Raw genomic sequence first — 1954 nt, 5'->3', positions numbered from 1 at the left:
CATGATACCCAAGTATTATCCTGCTGTTTCCACGCAACGTGTATTCCCGCGGCTAAAAGAAAGCATTGTTGTTAACAGTGTAATATTTTCTGTGGCCGCATTAGTGTGCTTAACGCTAATAGTTCATTTCCCGGTATTTTCCCATCAGTTCCAAACTCATTGGGATGATCAGTGGGTGGTAATAAACCCGTATACAGAAAATGGATTGAACGTACAAAATTTATGGGCTATCCTGACCCAATTCTACAGGGGGCAATACGCTCCTCTTAACCAGTTGTTATATACAATAGTGTATTCCGCTTTTGGTTATCATCCATTTTGGTTTCACCTGGTGAGTGTGACGCTGCACCTGTGTAATGTGCTGCTGGTTTACTTCTTCATCCGGCGTATGCTGTTGCGGTCAGGTAGCTTCAAGCCCGTTTCCATCGCAAGAATTTCATTTTTCACAGCAGCGATTATGTCCCTTCATCCACTGTTGGTGGAATCAGTGGCATGGATATCGGCTTCCAAGATCCTCCTCTATAGCTTCTTCTACCTGATCGGTCTTCATTTTTATCTCAAATATTTATCATCAAATAAAATAATTTACTATTTCCTCACCGTACTTTTTTTCGTTTTCTCCTTTGGAGGAAAAGAACAGGCAGTAACGTTTCCCGTATGCCTGTTAGTGGTTGATTATGCCGTAAACAGGAACTGGAAGAACAAACGGGTATGGATAGAGAAAGTGCCACTGTTTATTCTCGCACTTGTGATGGGTTATATCACTTTACTTTCACAAAATGCAGATCAGGCCGGGTTGCTTTCCGGTGCGCGCCATTATCCGTTTTACCAGAACGTTATTTTTGCGAGCTATTGTACTACGGAATACCTGGTAAAATGCCTGATCCCCGTTAAACTAAGCTACCTGTATGTTTTTCCCAATGCAATCGGGGAAGAAGTGCCCAAAAGGTTCTGGATATATCCCCTGTTATTGCTGATCCTGTTGTTTTCATTCCGGGATTTCTGGAAAAAGAAATGGGTCTTTTTTGGTATGGCATTTTTCCTGGTCCACATTGGCATGGTGCTCCATATCATTCCTATGTCCAGGTTTTCCATGATTGCGGACAGGTATGCCTATATGGCGTCTGTGGGCATATTTTTCCTGGTGGCATTCTTCATGGACAAAGCATTGAACCAGGCAAAGCATACACGGCTGGTACTGTCCATTGCCTTTCTTTATTGTCTTTCTATTGGAATATATGCACATCAGCGGAGTAAGGTTTGGCATAACAGCGATTCCCTGAAAAAGGAACTGAAAGATCTGCTGGAAAAAGAACCTGTTCCTTCAAATAATCCACACCAATGATATCATTTATCCATCACCGCCCTAACATAACAGTGGAACTATTTCTGTTACAGCATTGGTGACCCCCGGGGGGTCTGTCTATACTTAATACACAAAACAGCAAGCGTTCATCAAACCATATTTCAATTTAAAATTATAACCATGAAAAGAATACTTAAAATCGCAGGCGGTATTGCCGTTGTAATCATATTAGTTTGCAACCTTCAATATGCACTTATCAGCTTTGATATTACCAATTCTTCCAACAAAGCATCTGCAGCATGGATTGACTCCGGTAATGGTAACAGGTATTGTGGATCTACCGGCGACAGGACCTTCAGAACAGGCACCTGGGTTTGGGTAAATGATGATTATTACCATGTGGTTGAACATTGGTATGGTTACGACACCGGCTATTATGTATTTTATCCTAATAACTCGGGCAACCAGTGCGGAGCAGAGTATAACCCTTTCACCCCGCATAATGATTACCACGATGTAACAAATATTCCACCTGCAATAGTACCCTGATCACTTTCATTTGAACTTCTGCCACCCGCTACGGGTGGCAGATTTACCCGTATTTCCCGGACTCAATAATATATAATGAAGCAACACTTACTGATCTTC

At 42.0% G+C, this 1954-nt stretch carries 2 protein-coding genes; both read left to right on the top strand.

Features of this window, described 5'->3' with window-relative positions; translation table 11 throughout:
- A partial coding sequence (locus VN105_RS08420; RefSeq protein WP_325639806.1) for a hypothetical protein occupies positions 1-1345 on the top strand: 1345 nt, incomplete at its 5' end.
- Between the two features lie 141 nt (positions 1346-1486).
- The gene (locus tag VN105_RS08415) at positions 1487-1855 is read left to right on the top strand and encodes a hypothetical protein (RefSeq protein WP_325639804.1); all 369 of its coding nucleotides are present in this window, start codon (positions 1487-1489) and stop codon (positions 1853-1855) included.
- Positions 1856-1954 lie beyond the last annotated feature (99 nt).

Source organism: Chitinophaga sp. (assembly GCF_035564935.1).
GTDB lineage: Bacteria > Bacteroidota > Bacteroidia > Chitinophagales > Chitinophagaceae > Chitinophaga.
The sequence above is the reverse complement of the archived record's forward strand: the minus strand, read 5'-3'. Positions and strand labels throughout refer to the sequence as shown.

Bases quoted from the DNA above. Each gene is read 5' to 3' on its own strand.
- VN105_RS08415 (WP_325639804.1), top strand. From the start codon at position 1,487: ATGAAAAGAATACTTAAAATCGCAGGCGGTATTGCCGTTGTAATCATA.